Raw genomic sequence first — 18,963 nt, 5'->3', positions numbered from 1 at the left:
GGCTCTTCGGACTGACCGGGTTCCGTCAGCTGTTGTCCACGGCGTAGGACTTCATGAACACGCGCACCGCTGCGGCAATGATCGCCTCTTGTTCGGCTGCAGCAGGGGCATGGCCTGAGACAAGAAGCATCCGGCGCATAGTGCCTGCGATGCAAAGATCCAGAAACTGCGTTGCGGCCAGCTCCAGGTCGCAATCAACGATCTGGCCGATTTCATGCCGGTGCAGCAAGAACTGCTTGAGGTGGCGTATGCCCTTCTTCGGGCCTTCCTCATAGAGCAGGGCGCCAAATTCCGGAAACTTCTCCGACGCCCCCACCACCATCCGCAGGGTCGAGATGGTTTCGGGAAGAATCATCCGGGCGAGGTAGACACCGCCAAGCCGCATCAGTGCCTCGAAAAGCGGCGCGCTGTCGTCGAGATCGGTCAGGCAATGCTCGGGCTGCATTTGCCTGTCTTTCAGGATCAGAGCCTTGAACAGGGCTTCCTTGCTGTCGAAGTAGACATAGAGGGTGCCCTTCGACACACCCGCCTCACGGGCAATGGTTTCCATGCTGGCCCCGTCAAAGCCGTTGGCACGGAAAACGCGGCGGGCGCCGTCCAAAATCTGGTGGCGCTTGGCATTGGCTGTCTGGCCGGACTTGTCGCCGTCCACCTGGGTATCCTGTGCAGTCATGATCCGTTTCAGCTTTGTTGCAGCGGCTTTGCCCCTACCTAGGTTCGCAAGGGGTGGTCTGTCAAACTCCACCCGAAAGTTGCCGCGTTTGCATGCGGGAGGAGGAGCTTCTCCCAAGACCGGAAGTGATCAAATAATCTATTGACCGAACCGTTCAGTCAAACTATTTATGTGCGAAAGGCACACAACGAAGGCTCCCCCGCCGTGACCAGCACTGCCACACAGCTCAAGACAGAATCCCATTCTCCCGCCTCCGGCACGTCCGGCAGCGGAGAGGAGCGCCGCGCGGCTGCACCCGCGGCGGATGGCCGCGGGTCTCCCGCTGGCAACCCGGTAGCACCATCCCCCACCCGTGCCCGGAATGCCCAGGAGACCCGCAGCCTGCCGCCGGTCAGCAGTCAGGCGCCAGCGGCGGCGCACCGAAGAAGAAGGGCAAGGCAGGAAAGGTTCTGCGCATCATCCTGCTTCTTGCAGCTGCTGCCGGTGCCTATGAAGGCTATGGCTGGTGGACGCATGGCCGCTTCATCGCATCCACGGACGATGCCTATGTCTCGGCCGACATTACAACGGTGCTGTCCAAGGTGTCAGGCTACGTCTCCAGCATCGAAGTGACGGACAACCAGCATGTGGAAGCAGGGCAGGTGATTGCCCGCATTGATGACGGTGATTACCGCCTGGCAGTGCAGTCCGCGAAGAATAACGTGGCCAGCGCCCAGGCGACGGTGGAGCGCATCGCCCACCAGATCATTGCAGGCAAAGCTTCTATCGAGCAGGCAAAGGCCTCGGTGGAGGCCGCCGAAGCTCGTGAGATTGAAGCAAAGGCCAGCTATGAGCGCCAGGTCAAGCTGACCGAGGGCAAGGTGTCGAGCCAGGCCTCGCTGGACACGGCTCTCGCCAACATGCGCGATGCCTCTGCCACGGTCGCCAGCAGCAGGGCGGCTGTCTCAGTCGCTGAGGCCAATGTGGCTGTGCTGGAGAGCCAGAAGAAGGAAGCCGAACAGGCTGTCGCATCCGCCCGTACAGCCCTGGAAAAGGCTGAAAGGGATCTGGACTTCACCGTGGTGCGCGCACCGGTTTCCGGTGTCATTGGCAACAGGGCGGCTCAGGTTGGTTCTCTGCTCCAGACTGGCAGCCGCGTGGCCTCCATCGTGCCGCTGGCCGATGCGCGTATTGATGCAAACTTCAAGGAAACTCAGCTGGATGCCATCCAGCCCGGCGCCTCGGTCAAGGTGACCGTCGATGCCTATCCGGAGCTCGAGCTGCACGGCACGGTAAAAAGCCTGTCACCGGCAACCGGCTCCGTCTTCAGCCTGCTGCCGTCGGAGAATGCCACGGGCAACTTCACCAAGGTGGTACAGCGCGTGCCAGTGCGCATCTCTGTGCCAGTGAGCGAGGAGGGCGCTTCCGTGCTCCGTCCCGGCATGTCGGTGGTCGTGGAAGTCGATACCCGAACCGGCACGAGGATAACGGGCCTTCCGGGCAGCAAGACCGCGAGCGCCCGCTGACAGCGGGCGCCCCAAAAGGGCGGCGGACGCAACATGACAGACGCAACGATGGCCGTTCCGGCCCAACCCGTCGTGACCACACGCAGGATGCTGACGTTCCTGTGCATGGTGTTCGGCATGTTCATGGCAATTCTGGACATCCAGATCGTCTCGGCCTCCCTGTCCGAGATACAGGCAGGGCTTGGTGCCTCCAGCGATGAAATTCCGTGGGTACAGACCAGCTATCTGATCGCTGAAGTGATCATGATTCCGCTGTCCGGCTATCTGTCGCGCATGCTCTCGACCCGCTGGATGTTTGCCATTTCCGCCGGTGGCTTCACCGCCATGAGCTTCATGTGCGCCACGGCCACCACGATCAACGAAATGATCCTCTGGCGCACGCTGCAGGGCTTTCTCGGCGGCGGCATGATCCCCACCGTTTTTGCGACGGCCTATCTGATCTTCCCGCGTGAGAAATTCAGCATCGTGTCGCCGATCATCGGCCTCGTCGCAACACTGGCCCCGACCATTGGCCCCACGCTGGGGGCTATCTCACCGACTTCATGTCCTGGCACTGGCTGTTCCTGATCAACGTCATTCCCGGCGTCTTCGTGACAATTGCGGCGATTTCGCTGATCGACTTCGACGAGCCGGACATGAGCCTTCTCGACAAGTTCGACTGGACCGGTTTTGCCGCCATGGCGGTGTTCCTTGGCTCGCTCGAATATGTCCTGGAGGAGGGGACCAACGACGACTGGTTCCAGAGCGAGCACATCGTGCTGTTCTCCGTGCTCTCGGGTTTGGCGGCGCTGCTGTTCTTCTACCGGGCGTTCACGGTGGACGAGCCGGTGGCGGATCTGCGCGCCTTCGGCAACAAGAACTTCGCCATGGGGAGCCTGTTCAGCTTTGTCATGGGCGTCGGTCTCTATGGCCTGACCTATCTCTATCCGGTCTATCTTTCAGGCATCCGCGGCTACACGGCGCTGCAGATCGGCGAGACCATGTTCGTCAGCGGCCTTGCCATGTTCCTGACCGCGCCCGTGGCTGGCCGGCTTATGACCCTCCTCGATCCGCGCGTGATGATGGGCATCGGTTTTGCCGGATTTGCGCTTGGCACCTATCTTGTCACCGGGCTGACGCAGGACTGGGATTTCTACGAGCTGCTGCTGCCACAGATTTTGCGCGGCTGCTCGCTGATGCTGTGCATGGTGCCGATCAACAACATCGCCCTTGGCATGCTGCCGCCGCAGATGATCAAGAACGCCTCGGGCCTGTTCAACCTGACGCGAAATCTGGGCGGTGCCGTCGGCCTCGCGCTGATCAACTCCTTCCTGACTGAACGGCGTGCCTTCCACTACGAGCGCCTTGCCGAAAGCGTCAATGGTGCCCGTGAACCGGTGCAGGAAACCATGTCCATGCTGAACCAGGCCTATGCGCCGCTGGGCGATGCCGCTCCTACGGCGGCCCTGAATGCGGTGAAGGGTATGGTCACCCAGCAGGCCTTCATCATGTCCTTCATCGACATGTTCATGCTGCTGACGCTGCTGTTCATCTGCCTGCTAGCTGCCATCTTCTTTGTCGAAAAGCCAAAACTGAACACGGGCGGTGGAGGAGGGCACTGATGCCCTCCGGTCTGCTTTAGCTTTTTTATCCTTGAAAAAATCAATGTTTCCAATATCTTGATTGGTATGAAACGGATTTTCGGGGGCTGCCATGGCGGATGATGGCGCGCAGGACCATCCGGATAGCGCCCGGACAGCCCGCAGCAGTGATGCGAGAACGGCGGCTGCAAGACCCGCAGGCGGCAACACCAAACGCCGCGCGCCGCGTATTCCGACTGAGGAACGCCTGACCCGGCAGGCCTTGGCCTATCTGGAGCGCTATGCCACGTCGCTGGCCAATCTGCGGCTCGTGCTGGAGCGGAAGGTTTCCCGTGCCGCCCGTCACCACGGCACAGACGCAAGCGCCTATGCGCCGATGGTCGACGCTGTGCTGGACAAGTGCAGCCGCAGTGGCCTGGTGAACGACCGCAGCTTTGCCGAAACCAAACTGGCGAGCCTGCGCCGCAAGGGCGCTTCCACGCGCAAGATTGCCGCGCAGCTGGGGGCTAAAGGTGTGGCACGGCAGATGATCGATGCGGTGCTGGAAGAGGACGAAACCTCTGACGTCAGCGCCGCACGCCGCTTCGCACAACGCCGCAGGCTCGGTCCTTGGCGCAAGGGCCACGAGGACGAGAGCCCGGAGACCCGCCGCGACAGGGACCGCAAGGACATGGCCGCCATGTGCCGCGCGGGCCATTCCATCTCTGCCGCCCGCGCTGCCTTGCAGGACGTGGAGGGAATGGAAGAGTGAGCTGTCTCATACAACACCTTGCCATCGTCATCCGGCCAAGCGCAGCGCGAACCGGGACCGGTGAGCCGGTGTCTGTCAGTGGCTTGAGCGGTCCCACAAGCGGAGCATTGCACCGTCACAGCGCTCAGGCCCTTGGCAGAATGAAGGGTGCCAACTGGATACACAAATGTCGGATAAGATATATTATGGAACTTATATGGATATGGTGAAATTGGCGCGCAAACGCCTCCGCCTGTCGTATGTTGCCCGCCACCCGTCACATGGATGACATTGTGCTGCGGTTGCTTCGCATCATGACCTCACACTGTCTCATCATCATTGATCTGCTCAACGATTTTCTGGACACCTGGGACGCCGAGCGGACCGCCACACTGATTGCACGGACCAACCGGCTTGCGGCTGCCTTCCGTTTGGCCGGGCTTCCTGTCATCTGGGTCCGGCAGGAATTCAAACCCGACCTCAGCGATGCCTTTGCCGAAATGCGTGAACGCAACATCAAGGCCACCATCATGGGCACGCGCGGCGCGCGGCTTCATGCGAAGCTGGACTGGCGGCCCGGAGATGTGGTCATCGTCAAGAAGCGCTACAGCGCCTTCTTCCGGACAGACCTTGAAGACCGCCTGGCGCATATGGAGGCCGGACATGTGGTTCTGTGCGGGATCAACACCCATGCCTGTGTCCGCATGACTGCGATCGATGCCTATCAGCGGGATCTGCGCGTCACCATTGCACGGGACTGCACGGCCTCCTATGACGAGGAACATGCCCGTATTTCGCTGGCCTATATGGACGGCAAGATCGCGGCCGTTGCGCCGTCTGATGCCATTATAAAGGCTATCGTGGCCAGCTGATTGGCAGTTTCAGCTCCGGGAAGCAAGGCATTGTTTTCAAATAAAAATACCGAAATCAAAGACCTGATCACCGCCTTTTGCGCGGCCCATCCGGCGCGTCTGGAAGAACTTGCGGCCATCGACCGGCTCTGGCGAAGCGATGCAGACATGACCGCCCGGTCGACGTTTCCGGCGCATGTGACCGCAAGTGCCGTGCTGCTGCAGGATGGCAAAGTCCTGATGGTGGAGCATCTCACGCTTGGAAAGCTGTTGTTTCCCGGTGGTCACATCGATGCAGGAGAAATGCCCCACGCAGCAGCAGCCCGGGAACTGCTCGAGGAAACCGGCCTCGCCGCTCAACTGCAAGATATGTCGCCCATTGACTTTGATGTTCACGAAATCCCTGAAAACAGGAAGAAAAACGAGCCGGCGCATATGCACATCGATCTGCGCTATCTCTTTGTGAGCCCTTCCGGTGATCTTCTTGCCAATCCCGGCGAGATTTCGGCCGTCAGCTGGGTTTCACTGGACGCACTTCCCCTGGCAATGCGAAGGGGGCTCGATTGCTTGGGGCAGTCAACCGGCATGTCCGTTCATGAATAATTGAGCTCGGAGGAAACGGTGTCCTTGGCCTCCTCCCGGTCACAGGCGGCGCGTGGTGCGTTTGCGTATGGCGATGATGTGCGCGCAGTCTGGGCAAAGCATGGGGTGAGGGCCTGATCCCCCCTGCCAAATCCATTCCCATTTCGCCCTGCTGCCGCTATACCCCTTGCCAAAAGCAATCTCGGGGAGGAATGCGGGTGAAGGAACCTTTGGTCCTGATCGCAGGCGGCGGAATTGGCGGCATGGCTCTGGCCTTGACGCTTCATCAGATCGGCGTGCGCTGCAAGGTGTTTGAATCCGTGCGCGAGCTGAAGCCGCTGGGCGTTGGCATCAACATCCAGCCCAACGCGGTGCGTGAGCTTTTCGATCTCGGTATCACCGCAGACATGCTGGACAAGGTGGGTGTTCCGGCGCGTGAATGGGCGCTTGTGGGCCGCAATGGCCAGGAAATCTACGCCGAGCCGCGCGGGCTGGAGGCCGGTTACAACTGGCCGCAATATGCCGTGCACCGGGGCGAGCTGCACATGCTGCTCTTTGAAACCTTCCGCGCCCGCGCCGGAGAGGATGCGGCTGTTCTGGGGGCGAAGGTCACCGGCTACCGCAAGAACACGGATGGCACCGTCACCGCCCTGCTCCGCCATTCTGATGGCTCTGCAAGTGAAGAAACCGGCACGCTGCTGATCGGCGCTGACGGCATCCATTCGGCCGTGCGCGCGCAGATGCACCCGGACCAGCCGCCGATCCACTGGGGCGGCGCTGTCATGTGGCGCGGCACGGCGATGGCAAAGCCGGTGCGCACCGGTTCGTCCTTCATCGGCCTCGGCTCGCACCGGCACCGCATGGTCATCTATCCGATTTCGCCCGTTGATCCTCAGACCGGGCTTGCCCGCATCAACTGGATTGCCGAAGTCACCTATGACGACATCAGCAAGCGCGATGCCACCGGCTGGTTCCGTCAGGTTGAGGTGGAGGATTTCTTCCATCACTTCGCCGACTGGACCTATGACTGGATGGATGTTCCGGCCCTGCTGCGCGGCGCGGATGTGGCCTATGAAAACCCGATGATCGACCGGGATCCGGTGGAGACATGGGCCGATGGCCCGGTGGCGCTGATGGGCGATGCGGCTCATGCCATGTATCCGACCGGATCAAATGGCGCGAGCCAGGCCATCATTGATGCGCGCACGCTCGGCGTCATGATTCTGAACCATGGCGTCACGCCTGAGGCGCTTTCCGCCTATGACGAAAAGCTCTGCGGCCCTGTCTCGCAGCTCATCCTGCGCAACCGGGGTGCTGGCCCCTTCGGCCTTCTCAATATGGTGGACGAACGCTGCGGCGGTGATTTTGACAACATCGATGACGTGATTTCACCGGAAGAGCGCGCGAGTTTCATGGGCGCCTACAAGGCCGCTGCCGGCTTTGCCAAGGATGCCTTAAACGCCGCCCCGCGCATGATCGCCGAAGGGGCAAGGGTGCCAGCCCCGGCTCCCGTGTGACACCATGGAAGGAAGCCGCCAATGACGCGCCGCGCGCCGGAAGTCCCTGCCCCAGAATCTCCAGCCCTGGCTGCCCCGCGCCTTGTGCATGTCTGCGACCTCAGGGTCGAGGTCGCGCCGCCCCGCGTCATGGGGCAAGGTAGAGGCGGCGAGCGGAAGATCATGCAGATCACCGGCGGCACCGTCTCCGGCCCCCGTCTCAATGGCCGCATCCTCAATCTGGGCGCTGACTGGCTGACGCTGCACGAAGGCGGGCTGGCGGTGCTCGATGCCCGCTATGCCTTTGAGACGGAAGACGGCGCCCTCATCGAAATGCGCGACAGCGGCTTCCGCCACGGCCCGGCGGATGTGATGGCAGAGCTTGCCAAAGGCGGCGATGTGTCTCCCGATGCCTATTACATGCGCTCTTCCGCCAGGCTCGAAACTGGTGATCCCCGCTACCAATGGGTCAACCGCACCATCTTCGTCAGCCGCGGCGCAAGGCTCGGCAAGGGTGTGGTGATCAGCCTGTTTGCGGTGGAGTGAAGAAAACTTGATCTGGTTTTCGCATTAGTTTCCTCCCGATGCCGCAAATCCGAGGTCGCCCCGGGCGGAGCGGAGCGCAGACCCGGGGTCTACTCGCTCACAGAGCGGCGAAAAGAACCGCGAAGGCGCGGCGCGCATGAGATCATCCCTTTCTCGCCTTCAGCAGATTTTTGCATCTCTCTGCAAATGAGTGGGCCCCGGCTCAAAAGGCCGGGGCGACGCTGCGGTGAATTGCGGTGCAGTGCTGAAATCAGCTCAGCACGCAGCGTCTTACCATTGCACTTCCTCGCAGAACCTGGATCTGGCCTCCCACCTCAAATCAATTGAACATCGTGCAATTGTGCGCTACCGGTAGAGGCATAAGCCCCTTCCGCTGGAGTCTTGCCGATGTCCGCAGCCGCCCGCCCCCACTCTTCCGCAACACCTTCGGCCACTGACCCGGCTGATCTTGAAGCCCTTGAGGCGCGGCAGATGATGGCGCGGCGGCAGTTGTCAGCGGCGGAACTTGCGCAGGCTTGCATCAGCCGGGTGGACGCGGTGGACCATGCGGTCAATGCGCTGGTTGCCCGTGATTTTGATGCTCTGCTGAAGGACGCGAAGGCCGCCGATGACGCGCTGTCGCGGGGCGATGTGCTTGGCCCGCTGCATGGCCTGCCCTTCGGCGTCAAGGACATGATCGACGTCAAGGGCCTGCCGACAACCTTCGGCTCCGAACTCTTTGCCAGGAACATCGCCACGAAGGACGACGCCATCGTCGCGGCCATGCGCAATGCGGGCGCCATTCCGCTGGGCAAAACCAACAACCCGGAATGGAGCGCGGGCGGCAACACCCGCAACCGGGTCTATGGCGTCACCGCCAATCCGCATGACCTGTCGCGCAGCTGTGCGGGCTCGTCCGGCGGTTCCGCCGTTGCGCTCGCCTGCGGATATGCGCCGCTGGCGACGGGCTCGGACACGGGTGGTTCCTTGCGCAATCCGGCAGCCTTTTGCGGGACTGTTGGCTTCCGCCCCAGCCCGGGCGTTGTACCGGGCGACACGCGGGCCATCGGCCTTATCCCCATGTCCACCTCCGGCCCCATGGCACGTTCCGTGGCGGATGCGGGGCTGATGCTGTCGGTTCTGGCCCGCGCCGACCGCAAGGACCCCTACACCACGGTCATCAACGGCCGCACGCCCTGGGATGCGCAGAGTTTCGCCGCCCTGCCCCGGCGCGATCTTTCCAGCCTGAAGGTGGCCGTCACCGAAGATTACGGCTTTGCGCCGGTCGAAGGACTGGTGCGCGATCATTTCCGCAAGGCCGTGAAGACCCTCCTGCCCTTTTTGGCAAGGCGGATGAGGCAACGCCGGACTGCGCAAATGCGGACCGGATTTTCTCAGTTCTGCGCGGTGTGCTCTTCGTCAGCACCCACGGCAAACGGGTGGATGAGTTCCCGGATCTGGTCGGCCCCAATGTGACCGAAAACGTCCGCGAGGGCCGGTCCTTCAGCGGTGAGGATGTGGCGGGCGCGCTGACACAACAGGGCGCCTATTACCAGCGCTGGCAGGCCTTCTTCGAGGACTGGGACGTGCTGATTTCCCCCGCCGTCTGCATCAGCCCGCGTGACTGGCACGAGCTTTATCCCACTGAGATCGATGGCAAGCCGACGCTCAGCTACTATCACTGGCTCGCCATGGCCTATGCCTCGACCATTGCAGGCCATCCCTCAATCACCATTCCTTGCGGATTTGATGGCAACGGCATGCCGTTTGGCTTGCAGATCGTCGGCAAGCGCCATGATGACCTTGGTGTTCTGGCCATTGCCGCCGAGCTGGAATCTGTCATTGCCGGCATCCCTGATCTTGCTCCGCACGGGCCGGACCTTGCCGCGCTCAAGGCAGCGCCTCGCTTGTCCCAGGCCGATGGCTTCCTGAGCCTTTGAGGGAAAAATGGCGGCAGAAGACGGCCTCAAACCTGCAAAGCCGCCACGCGGGCGGGCCGCGTCCGTTGGCCTGACACGGGAGCAGATCGTGGCGGCCGCGATTGCACAGATCGACGAGAGAGGCCTTGCCGGTTTCTCCCTGCGCGAGCTGGCAAGAGCGCTGCAGGTTTCGCCCAATGTCATCTACTGGCACGTTGGCGGCACCAAGGAAGACCTGTTTGCCGCCATTTCCGGCACGATCACCAGTGCATTGCCTGCCGGTTTTGACCGCTCGGCGGACTGGCGCCTGCGGCTGCGGCAGGTGTTTCTCGGCTACCGGGCGCTGGTGCATGAACACCCCAACCTCGCGCCGATGCTGGGGGCGGAAATGCAGTCGAACGGCGTTGCCAATCTCGGCTGGGTGGAAACCGTGCTTGCCGCCCTGCGCGATGGCGGGTTTCGCGAGGATGAGTTGACCCGCGCCTTCAACGCGCTGATCGGCGGGCTTGGCGGCTTCGTCACCATGGAGCTTGCGCCGGGCCCGCAAGGCGACCGGAGCGGCTGGGAAAGCCATTTCCAGCAGCAGGTGGCCGCCATTGACCCAGCCCTCTACCCGCTGACCCATGCCGCCCTGCCGGACATTGCCAACCGCATCTTTGTGCTGCGCTGGCAGAACGGCACGCAAGTGCCCTACGGCGCCAGCTATGAGTTCCTGCTTGATCTGCTGATCAATGGCCTGTCCGCGCTTGCGGAAAGCCGCAAACATTCTTCCACCCAGACAGAGGACTGAACCATGACCGCACCTGCAAAACTTCCCTTCTCCAAGGTCCGCCGCGCCGGCTCCACCGTCTATCTGGCGGGAGAACTCGGCTTTGCTGCCGATGGCTCCATTCCCGAAGGCATCGAGGCGCAAACCCGCAACTGCCTGTCGCGCATCAAGGCAACGCTGGAAGGTGAGGGCCTGACCATGGCTCATGTGGTCTCCTGCACCTGCTATCTGACGGACGCGAAGGACTTCGCCGCCTTCAATGCGGCCTATGCGGAATTCTTCTCCGATCCCCTGCCCGTCCGCACCACGGTCCAGTCAGGGCTAATGATTGACGCGAAGCTGGAAATCACCGTCATCGCGCAGGCGTAAGGGCGCTCAGATACCGCGTGATCCCGGATGCCGTGAAGCGAAGATCCGGGACCTGTAAGGGACGGTTGACAACGCACCTGACAGGTCCCGGCACAAGGCCGGGACGGCGCGGGGGACGGCCGGTCTCTGTGGCCTTGATTTTCCGCTCTCAAGGAACTCCATTCATGCAGGACATTATCGTGCTAGGCGCCGGTATGGTTGGCGTTTCAACCGCGCTGGCGCTGCAAGGGCGCGGGCACCGGGTGGTGCTGGCTGACCGGGGCGCGCCTGGAGAAGAAACCAGCTATGGCAATGCCGGTGTCATTCAGGCCGAGGCGGCAGAGCCCTATGCCATGCCGCGCGATCCGCTCACGCTGCTGCGCTACGCGCTCGGCGGCAGCAATGATCTTGTCTGGTCCCCGGCCGGCATTGCCGCAATGGCCCCTGCCCTGTGGCGCTACTTTCGGGCGTCAGCCCCGGCGCGCCACCGGGCGGTCTCTGCTGTTTATAGCCAGCTGACAGCACAGGCCTGCGCTGCCCATGATCCGCTGATCGAAGCCTCCGGCAGCGGCAACCTGATTGCGCGTGAGGGGCTGGCCATTCTGCATCGTGACCCGAAGGCCTTTGAAGCTGCTGCAGGAGAGGCCCGGCGGTTGCAGGAAGCCTATGGCGTGCCGTTCCGTGCCGTCACCGGGGCTGCATGGATGCGCGAGGAGCCTTCGCTGCTGCAAGCTCCCGCTGGTGTCATTCACTACACGGGCAGCTGGAGTTGCGCCGATCCCGGCGGCCTCACCAAGGCCTATGCCGCGCTCTTTGAAGCCCGAGGCGGGACAATCGCCGCCGCTGATGCTGCCATGTTGCGGCGGACATCATCCGGCTGGCAGGTTGCGGGCGCGGAGGGGCCGGTCAGCGCGCAAACCGTGGTGCTCTGCCTTGGCCCCTGGACCAGGCAGCTGCTGGCGCGCTTTGGCATAGCCGTGCCGATGGTGCTGAAGCGCGGCTATCACGCCCACTATCAGGCCCCGCAGATGCCACGCCGTCCTTTCCTGGATGCAGCGAACGGCATCGTTGTGGCAGGCATGCGCAAGGGCCTGCGCCTTTCTTCGGGGGCGGCGCTTGTGGCCCATGGCGCCAAGGCTGATCCGCGCCAGTTGCGCCGGGCCGAGGCCAGCGTTGGCGGGCTGATCGATCTGGGGCCACGCATCGAGGAGCCTCAATGGTTCGGCACCCGCCCCTGCCTTCCGGGCATGCTGCCCATGGTTGGCCCGGTGCCGCGTGAAACAGGCCTGTGGGCGAACTTCGGCCACGGGCATCAGGGCTTTACATTGGGCCCTGTCACGGCGGATATCCTCGCCCGTACGCTGGACGGGGAGTTGAAGCAGGATACTCCCGGCACGCTGCCCCACGCTCTTTCCCCTGCAAGCCAGCTTTCCTGATTTTCGGAGCCGCTCCGGCCATGTTTAGAGCCAAAGACATTTTCGATGACGTTCAAGGCCTTGCCTTCGGCGTGGTCATGACCAGCCTCGGCGTCGTCTTCCTCAAGGCCGCCGGGCTGGTGACAGGGCAGCTGGCAGGGCTTTCTGTTCTTATCTCCATGGCAACGCCCCTGCCCTTTGGTCTGGTGTTCTTCTGCGTCAACCTGCCCTTCTATGTGCTGGCCTGGCGGCGGCGCGGACCTGGCTTTACCCTGCGCACGCTGATTTCTGTGGCTGGCATCTCGCTGCTGTCGCCACTGCTGACAGAGCTGGTCACCTTCCAGCAGTTGCCTGTGCCACTGGCGGGCGTTCTGGCTGGTTGCTGCTGCTCCATCGGCCTCATTGCCCTGTTCCGCCACAAGGCCAGCGCCGGTGGCATCGGCATTCTCGGCCTCTATCTGCAGGAAACGCGAGGTATCCCGGCCGGCTGGGTGCAAATGGCGCTGGATGCGCTCATCTTCACCGGTGCCCTTTTCGTCATCGCGCCGGACAAACTGATCTGGTCGCTGATGGGCGCGCTGATCATGAACCTGCTGATCGCCTGGAACTTCCGCCTGCCGAAGCCTCAGGAGGCGTGAGTTGGGCCATAGCCACTCGCGCTATAACTCATAAAATCACCTCTTCATGAGTTATTGAACTGCTGCCTATAGCCCACCTCCCTATTCCACTGGCCCGCTGCCGCGCATCTTTTTGATGCTGCCGCGGTGCTTCTTGCCTTCAACGCGGCGGCGTTTGGAAGCGAGGGTTGGACGGGTGGCCTTGCGGGGCTTGTCCCGGTGGGCAGCGCGGGCGAGAAGCTCGATCAGGCGCGCCAGCGCATCGTCCCGGTTCATCTGCTGGGTGCGGAACCGGTCGGCTTGGATGATGATCTCACCACTGCGCGTCAGGCGGCTGCCCGCAAGTTCGGCAGCGCGTGCCTTCACATCCTCCGGCAAGCTGGTGTTGCCGGAAAGATCAAAGCGCAGCTGCACGGCGGTCGAAACCTTGTTGACGTTCTGTCCACCCGGCCCGGACGCCCGGATGAAATCCTCCCGCAGGTCGGCCTCCTCAATGAAGAGCCTTCCGGTCACGGGAATGCGGCCGCGCGGCGGCATGCCGTTGTCTTCCGCCATTGTCCCGCCTCCTTTGCTGCCGGCCGCCCGGATTGCGGCGGAATTGCGCGCATCCACCTTAAAAAGATTTAACAAAACAATGGCTTGGCAGAATGTCTGGAAAGGCGGATGCTGATCTTGCCTTCCGGAGCGGCCAAGCCAAGCCCTCCCCCACAGCGCTCCACGCGCCGCTCCGGGCAAGGCGGATGCTTCCTGCAGGTCCTTATGGCCTGATAACCCAGGAGTTGGTGAAATGAAACTGCAGAAGATGATTGCCCCGGTTCTTGCCGCTTCCTTCCTTGCCACCATGGCAGGCGGCGCATTCGCAGCCACCACGATGAAGCGTGCGGACACCGGAGCACCTGCACAGCACCAGACGCAGCTGCTGACGAAGACTTCGGCCACCAAACCGGCCGCAGCCGCCCAGACGGGCAAGACACAGCAGAAGTCCGCAAGCAGCGGCACGGCCTCCAGTGCCTCGGGCACGGCGCTTCACAAGAAGAAGGGCTGAGCCTTGACCGCCCATCCCGTCAGGAGTTCCCCGCCCTGACGTATTCCGCGGTCTCACAAGACATCTGATCTCCCGCAAGGGCTGCGGCGCTGCCACTGGCGTCGCAGCCTTTTGCGTTTCAGCTTTATACGTTCAGGTGGCCTTCAGACCCAGCGAAGACAGCACCAGCCCGCAGACTGTCTCTGCCGCCCCTTCCCGGAACTCCGGGTCTTCCAGCGATTTGCCGGTCACCATGCGGATCTGGGTTTCAAAATCGGCATAGTGCTGGGTCATCGCCCAGATCATGAAGATGAGATGCACCGGATCAGCAGGCCGGATCAGCCCTTTGTCCATCCAGTGCCAAATGACACCGGCCTTCTCGCGCACCAGCTCCTTCAGATCCTCCTCCAGCACCTTGCGGATGCGCGGAGCGCCCTGCAGCACCTCATTGGCAAAGAGACGCGAGGCTTCCGGCAGATCGGCGGACATTTGCAGCTTTTGGCGGATGTAGGCGGTCAGCTCCGCCGCTGGATCGCCCTCGGGATCAAGACGGCGCAAGGGGCAAGCCACACATCGAGAATATAGGCGAGTACAGCCTCGTAAATCTCGGTCTTGGAGCGGAAATAGTAGAGCAGGTTCGACTTGGACATGCCCGCTCCGCCTGCGATGGCGTCCAGCGTCGCGCCGGAAAAGCCAAGGCGGGAGAACTCGGCCAGCGCCGCATCCAGAAGGCGGCTGCGGTTCATTTCCTGAATGCGGCTGAGATTGCCGTCCTCGTTCTGCGCGGCTGCTCCCGTGTTGCGGGCCGTGCGGGTGCGTGGGCGCTGGGTGCGGTTGCGCGCCGGGGGATGGCCGGAAGAGGTCTGATCCGTCATGCGGGGCTGTCTCCACCCTTGGCCCTGGCGCAAGCCTTGGGCCTTATTCCGACGCCCGATAGCACGATCTGCACCACGTTCTCCCGGGCCAAGGCGAACTGCTCTTCCGACAGCGGAGCGCCGCCGTTCAGCGTTTCAACCTGATGGATGAAGTCCGCATAATGCTGGGTCGTGGCCCAGATCATGTAGAGCAGCGTGCGCGGGTCCACCGGGTCCATCCGCCCTTCGGCCACCCACCTGTCGATGATGGCGATACGGCTGGCCGTCCAATCACGCAAGGTCGTTTCAAGATAGTCCTGAATGACCGGCGCCCGGTGCAGGATTTCGTTGGCCCAGACCTTGGACCCCATCGGATGCTGACGTGAGATATCCATCTTGGTGGTGATGTAGCGCGTCAGCGCCTCTTCCGGATCCTCGCAGTCATCGAAGGAATTGGCCGCTTCCAGCCAGATCGTGAAGATGTTCTCCACCACCTGGCGGTACAGCGCCTCCTTGGTGGCGAAGTAGTAATGCAGGTTCGCCTTCGGGATGCCCGCCCGGGCCGCGATCATGCCCGTGGTCGCGCCACGGAAGCCGTGTTCGGCAAACACGGTTTCGGCAGCCTCAAGGATCGCCCGTTCGGTCTCCGCCCTTGCGGCGCTCCGGCTGGATGGTTTGCGCTCCATTCGCCCCCGCTTCCGTGTTGAACCATGCCGTCAGCATATTGCGGCGCGGCGCGTCCGTGATCAGATTTTCATCCTGCCGATGAAATTATCATCTTGACCGTCTGGTCAAGGATTCATACGCTCCTTGACCAATTGGTCAGGTTTCTTTCGGGTCCTCTCGAAGCGGCCTGACCGGCAAAAGACAAGACCCCGAACAGGGCATATCCAGAGATCGACCGGCCCGCACGCGGCAAGAAGACTGCGGCAGGCCATGAAGGGAACAGCGCAGGTGCAAAATCGCAAGACGATGACGGACAAGCGTGCCCGGCACTGCTAGGCTCACGTTACCCGTGTTCGCCTGAAGCCGAACCCGTGTGCAAGTTTGCTGCAGCCACGACCGTGTTTCCGTGCCGCATCGGGCCGGAACCGGCAAGGAGGAACTATGTCTGACAAGGCCGCGTCCGCTGCCATTCCCAACAATCTGGAAGCCTTCTGGATGCCGTTCACGGCGAACCGCCAGTTCAAGAAGGCACCGCGCATGTTTGTCGCGGCCAAGGACATGCATTACACCACCGCCGAGGGCAACCAGGTGCTGGACGGCACAGCCGGTCTGTGGTGCTGCAACGCGGGCCACTCGCGCCCCCGCATCGTGGAAGCGGTGCAGAAGCAGATCGCCGAGCTGGACTATGCGCCGGCCTTCCAGATGGGCCATCCCAAGGCCTTCGAGCTGGCGGCCCGCCTTGCCGCCATGCTGCCCTCGCCGATGGACCACGTGTTCTTCACCAATTCGGGTTCGGAAAGCGTCGATACGGCGCTGAAGATTGCCCTCGCCTATCAGCGCGCCATCGGCCAGGGCAGCCGCACCCGCCTGATCGGCCGCGAGCGCGGTTATCACGGTGTCGGCTTCGGCGGTATTTCCGTTGGCGGCATTGTCAACAACCGCAAGCATTTCGGCACCATGCTGACCGGTGTCGATCACATCCGCCACACCCATGATCCCGTCCGCAACGCCTTCTCGCGCGGCGAGCCGGAGCATGGCGCAGAGTTCGCCGATGATCTGATCAAGGTCATCCAGCTGCATGATCCCTCAACCATCGCTGCCGTCATCGTCGAGCCGGTGGCTGGGTCCACGGGTGTTCTGATCCCGCCGAAGGGCTACCTCAAGCGCCTGCGCGAGCTTTGCACCCAGCATGGCATCCTGCTGATCTTCGATGAGGTGATCACCGGTTTTGGCCGCATCGGCACGCCGTTCGCCACCGAATATTTCGACGTGATGCCGGACATGATCACCACGGCCAAGGGCATCACCTCGGGCGTCATTCCGATGGGCGCCGTGTTCTGCACCAAGCAGATCTATGAGACCTTCATGACCGGCCCCGATCACATGATCGAGCTGTTCCACGGGTACACCTATTCGGCCCATCCGGTCGCCTGCGCCGCAGCCCTTGCCACCCTCGACACCTACGAGGAAGAGGGCCTTCTGACCCGCGCAGCCGATCTTGCCTCCTACTGGGAAGCGGCGGTGCACTCGCTGAAGGACTGCCCGCATGTGATCGACATCCGGAACCTTGGCCTCATCGGCGCCATTGAGCTGGAATCAATCCCCGGCGAGCCAACCAAGCGCGCCTTCTCCGCCTTCCTGAAGGCCTATGAGGATGGCCTGCTCATCCGCACCACGGGCGACATCATCGCCCTGTCGCCGCCGCTGATCATCTCGAAGGAACAGATCGACGAGCTGTTCGGCAAGCTGCGCAAGGTGCTGGAAAACAACATCTGACGAAGCCGTGCGTCGGGGCGGGACCGCCTGCCCTGACGCGCCACAAATACCCCGCACATACAACAAGACGAAGCCAGACCGCCGCCAGACCCTCACTTGCGCGCCCAAAGGCAGAACCCGGAAACGCGACCCATGAAGACCATTCACAACATCATCGCCGGCAAGGAAACGCCCGTCACCTCCGGCAAGGTTTCGCCCGTGTTCAACCCGGCAACCGGCGAGCAGGTGGCCGAGCTTGGCCTGTCATGCGCGGCAGATGTGGCCGCTGCCATCGCCGCAGCCAAGGCCGCCTTCCCTGCCTGGCGTGACACGCCGCCGCTGAAGCGTGCGCGGTTCATGTTCCGCTTCAAGGAGTTGCTGAGCGCGAATGCGGACAACATCGCAAGGGCGATCTCCGCCGAGCATGGCAAGACCCATGACGATGCCCTTGGTGAAGTCGCGCGCGGCATCGAAGTTGTCGAGTTTGCCTGTGGCATCCCGCATCTGCTGAAGGGCGACTTCGCCCGCAACGTTGGGCCCGCCATCGACAGCTATTGCGACCGCCAGCCGCTGGGTGTTGTCGCGGGCATCACGCCGTTCAATTTCCCGGCCATGGTGCCGCTGTGGATGTATCCGATCTCCGTTGCCTGCGGAAACACCTTCATCCTGAAGCCGTCCGAGCGTGACCCGTCTGCTGTCATGGTGGTGTATGAGCTGTTCCGTGAGGCTGGATTCCCGGAAGGCGTGCTCAACGTGGTGCATGGCGGCAAGGAAGCCGTGGATGTGCTGCTCACCCATCCGGATGTGAAGGCCGTGTCCTTCGTCGGCTCCACCCCGATCGCCGAATATGTCTATGCCACCGGTACGGCCCATGGAAAGCGAGTGCAGGCGCTTGGCGGGGCGAAGAACCACATGATCATCATGCCCGACGCGGACATGGATCAGGCCGCCGACGCGCTGATGGGCGCAGGCTACGGCTCTGCCGGTGAGCGCTGCATGGCCATTTCAGTCGCCGTGCCGATTGGCGAGAAGACCGCCGATGCCTTGATCGAAAAGCTGGTGCCACGTGTGCAGGCCCTCAAGATTGGCCCGGCCACCGACAAGGACGCCGAGATGGGCCCGGTGATCACCGATGCCCACAAGCGCAAGGTGCTGGGTTACATCGACCAGGGCGTCAAGGAAGGCGCTGAGCTGCTGGTTGATGGCCGGGGCTTCTCGCTGCAGGGCTATGAGAACGGCTATTTCGTCGGCGGCACCCTGTTCGACCGGGTCACCCCGGACATGACCATCTACAAGGAAGAGATCTTCGGCCCGGTACTCTCCGTCGTGCGCGCCAAGGGCTATGACGAGGCGCTCGACCTCATCAACACGCATGAATATGGCAACGGCACAGCCATCTTCACCCGCGACGGCGACGCCGCCCGCGCCTTTGCCGACCGGATCGAGGTGGGCATGGTCGGCATCAACGTGCCGATCCCGGTTCCGGTGGCCTATTTCTCCTTCGGCGGCTGGAAGCGCTCGCTCTTCGGCGATCATTCCATCTACGGGCCTGAAGGCGTTCGCTTCAACACCCGCCTCAAGACGGTGACCACCCGCTGGCCGGCCGGCATCAAGGACGGCGCGGTCTTCACCTTCCCCAGCCTCGACTGAGGCT

General features: G+C 62.6%; 18 protein-coding genes and 2 pseudogenes. 15 read left to right on the top strand and 5 right to left on the bottom strand.

Annotated elements, in window-relative coordinates; all coding sequences use genetic code 11:
- Positions 1-25 precede the first annotated feature (25 nt).
- Positions 26-673 carry a TetR/AcrR family transcriptional regulator gene (locus tag ACQB61_RS08455; protein ID WP_430512272.1) on the bottom strand — a complete coding sequence of 216 codons (648 nt, stop codon included), beginning with the start codon at positions 671-673 and terminating at the stop codon, positions 26-28.
- A gap of 581 nt (positions 674-1,254) precedes the next feature.
- Here ACQB61_RS08455 and ACQB61_RS08450 point away from each other — a divergent pair.
- From ACQB61_RS08450 to ACQB61_RS08395, 12 genes and pseudogenes are all read left to right on the top strand, one after another.
- Positions 1,255-2,178, top strand: coding sequence for an HlyD family secretion protein (locus ACQB61_RS08450; RefSeq protein WP_430512271.1), 924 nt, complete (start codon positions 1,255-1,257; stop codon positions 2,176-2,178).
- Between the two features lie 33 nt (positions 2,179-2,211).
- A pseudogene (locus ACQB61_RS08445) lies at positions 2,212-3,779 on the top strand (DHA2 family efflux MFS transporter permease subunit).
- A gap of 91 nt (positions 3,780-3,870) precedes the next feature.
- Positions 3,871-4,509, top strand: a complete 639-nt coding sequence (locus ACQB61_RS08440; protein ID WP_430512270.1) for a regulatory protein RecX — start codon at positions 3,871-3,873, stop codon at positions 4,507-4,509.
- Positions 4,510-4,781: 272 nt separating this feature from the next.
- Complete coding sequence (locus ACQB61_RS08435; protein ID WP_430512269.1) at positions 4,782-5,360, top strand: cysteine hydrolase family protein; 579 nt, start codon at positions 4,782-4,784, stop codon at positions 5,358-5,360.
- Positions 5,361-5,942, top strand: a complete 582-nt coding sequence (locus ACQB61_RS08430) for an NUDIX hydrolase (protein WP_430512268.1) — start codon at positions 5,361-5,363, stop codon at positions 5,940-5,942. It abuts the gene before it with no gap.
- A gap of 191 nt (positions 5,943-6,133) precedes the next feature.
- Entirely contained in the window at positions 6,134-7,438 is a 1,305-nt protein-coding gene (locus ACQB61_RS08425; protein WP_430512267.1) for a flavin-dependent oxidoreductase, read from the top strand.
- Positions 7,439-7,459: 21 nt separating this feature from the next.
- Positions 7,460-7,963, top strand: coding sequence for a DUF3237 domain-containing protein (locus tag ACQB61_RS08420; RefSeq protein WP_430512266.1), 504 nt, complete (start codon positions 7,460-7,462; stop codon positions 7,961-7,963).
- Positions 7,964-8,434: 471 nt separating this feature from the next.
- A pseudogene (locus tag ACQB61_RS08415) lies at positions 8,435-9,882 on the top strand (amidase).
- Between the two features lie 7 nt (positions 9,883-9,889).
- Entirely contained in the window at positions 9,890-10,651 is a 762-nt protein-coding gene (locus ACQB61_RS08410; protein WP_430512265.1) for a TetR/AcrR family transcriptional regulator, read from the top strand.
- Positions 10,652-10,654: 3 nt separating this feature from the next.
- The gene (locus ACQB61_RS08405) at positions 10,655-10,999 is read left to right on the top strand and encodes a RidA family protein (RefSeq protein WP_430512264.1); all 345 of its coding nucleotides are present in this window, start codon (positions 10,655-10,657) and stop codon (positions 10,997-10,999) included.
- 164 nt (positions 11,000-11,163) lie between these two features.
- Positions 11,164-12,414 carry an NAD(P)/FAD-dependent oxidoreductase gene (locus tag ACQB61_RS08400; protein ID WP_430512263.1) on the top strand — a complete coding sequence of 417 codons (1,251 nt, stop codon included), beginning with the start codon at positions 11,164-11,166 and terminating at the stop codon, positions 12,412-12,414.
- Positions 12,415-12,434: 20 nt separating this feature from the next.
- Entirely contained in the window at positions 12,435-13,031 is a 597-nt protein-coding gene (locus ACQB61_RS08395) for a YitT family protein (protein WP_430512262.1), read from the top strand.
- Between the two features lie 81 nt (positions 13,032-13,112).
- Here ACQB61_RS08395 and arfB read toward each other — a convergent pair whose 3' ends face one another.
- The gene (gene arfB / locus ACQB61_RS08390) at positions 13,113-13,565 is read right to left on the bottom strand and encodes an alternative ribosome rescue aminoacyl-tRNA hydrolase ArfB (RefSeq protein ID WP_430512261.1); all 453 of its coding nucleotides are present in this window, start codon (positions 13,563-13,565) and stop codon (positions 13,113-13,115) included.
- 232 nt (positions 13,566-13,797) lie between these two features.
- Here arfB and ACQB61_RS08385 point away from each other — a divergent pair, with 232 nt between their 5' ends.
- Positions 13,798-14,055, top strand: coding sequence for a hypothetical protein (locus tag ACQB61_RS08385; RefSeq protein WP_050471517.1), 258 nt, complete (start codon positions 13,798-13,800; stop codon positions 14,053-14,055).
- A gap of 132 nt (positions 14,056-14,187) precedes the next feature.
- On the opposite strand, the gene ACQB61_RS08380 is transcribed toward ACQB61_RS08385, so the two are convergent.
- Genes ACQB61_RS08380 through ACQB61_RS08370 form a run of 3 tightly spaced genes read right to left on the bottom strand, consistent with a single transcriptional unit; the run spans position 14,188 to position 15,574 of the window.
- Positions 14,188-14,592, bottom strand: coding sequence for a TetR family transcriptional regulator C-terminal domain-containing protein (locus ACQB61_RS08380; protein ID WP_430512260.1), 405 nt, complete (start codon positions 14,590-14,592; stop codon positions 14,188-14,190).
- The gene (locus tag ACQB61_RS08375) at positions 14,550-14,909 is read right to left on the bottom strand and encodes a TetR family transcriptional regulator (protein ID WP_430512259.1); all 360 of its coding nucleotides are present in this window, start codon (positions 14,907-14,909) and stop codon (positions 14,550-14,552) included. The genes ACQB61_RS08380 and ACQB61_RS08375 overlap by 43 nt, the downstream gene beginning before the upstream one ends.
- Positions 14,906-15,574, bottom strand: coding sequence for a TetR family transcriptional regulator C-terminal domain-containing protein (locus ACQB61_RS08370; RefSeq protein ID WP_430512258.1), 669 nt, complete (start codon positions 15,572-15,574; stop codon positions 14,906-14,908). The genes ACQB61_RS08375 and ACQB61_RS08370 overlap by 4 nt, the downstream gene beginning before the upstream one ends.
- Positions 15,575-15,995: 421 nt before the next feature.
- Here ACQB61_RS08370 and ACQB61_RS08365 point away from each other — a divergent pair, with 421 nt between their 5' ends.
- A complete protein-coding gene (locus tag ACQB61_RS08365) occupies positions 15,996-17,330 on the top strand; it encodes an aspartate aminotransferase family protein (RefSeq protein ID WP_430512257.1) in 1,335 nt (444 codons plus the stop codon).
- A gap of 132 nt (positions 17,331-17,462) precedes the next feature.
- On the top strand, positions 17,463-18,959 hold the full coding sequence (locus ACQB61_RS08360; RefSeq protein ID WP_430512256.1) for a CoA-acylating methylmalonate-semialdehyde dehydrogenase: 1,497 nt from the start codon (positions 17,463-17,465) through the stop codon (positions 18,957-18,959).
- Positions 18,960-18,963 lie beyond the last annotated feature (4 nt).

The organism is Pannonibacter phragmitetus, assembly GCF_050510895.1.
Classification (GTDB): Bacteria; Pseudomonadota; Alphaproteobacteria; order Rhizobiales; family Stappiaceae; genus Pannonibacter; species Pannonibacter phragmitetus_B.
This window is presented reverse-complemented; position numbering and strand designations above follow the sequence as displayed.